This is a genomic window from Rhodopseudomonas sp. BR0G17 (assembly GCF_010907025.1).
GTDB classification, from domain to species: domain Bacteria; phylum Pseudomonadota; class Alphaproteobacteria; order Rhizobiales; family Xanthobacteraceae; genus Rhodopseudomonas; species Rhodopseudomonas palustris_H.
This window is the reverse complement of sequence record NZ_QUML01000234.1, coordinates 1-392: the sequence shown is the minus strand read 5'-3', so window position 1 is coordinate 392 and position 392 is coordinate 1. Positions and strand designations below refer to the sequence as shown.

Below are 392 nucleotides of genomic sequence, written 5' to 3'. Positions count from 1 at the left end.
GCGGCCGCTGTCCATCGCCGAATCGATCTCGGACGGGCTGATCTGCTCGGCGGCACGGAACAGCGGCGGCAGCATCGCAGCAGCGATCCGCCGCGACAGCTCGGAGTGATCCTCGTCGACCACCGCGACCCGCGCGGCCTCGACTTCCAGCTTGGCGCCGGTCGCGATCGTGTAGATCGCGACGCTGAACACGTAGACAATGAAGCCGAGCAGGATCGGGTCGGCCCACAGACTGCGCAGCTCCTTGCCGGTGAGACGATAGATGTGTCGCAACATCGAGCCCATCGTCACGCCTCCTGCTTGCGCAGCACCAGAATGGCGCAGATCAGATAAGTCAGACCGAATCCGAACAGCACCAACAGGTTCGGCGACAGCATCCAGAACCCCATGCC

At 64.0% G+C, this 392-nt stretch carries 1 pseudogene; it reads right to left on the bottom strand.

Features of this window, described 5'->3' with window-relative positions:
• Positions 1-276, bottom strand: a pseudogene (locus tag DY467_RS26005) (hypothetical protein); the annotation flags it as partial.
• Positions 277-392: the final 116 nt, after the last annotated feature.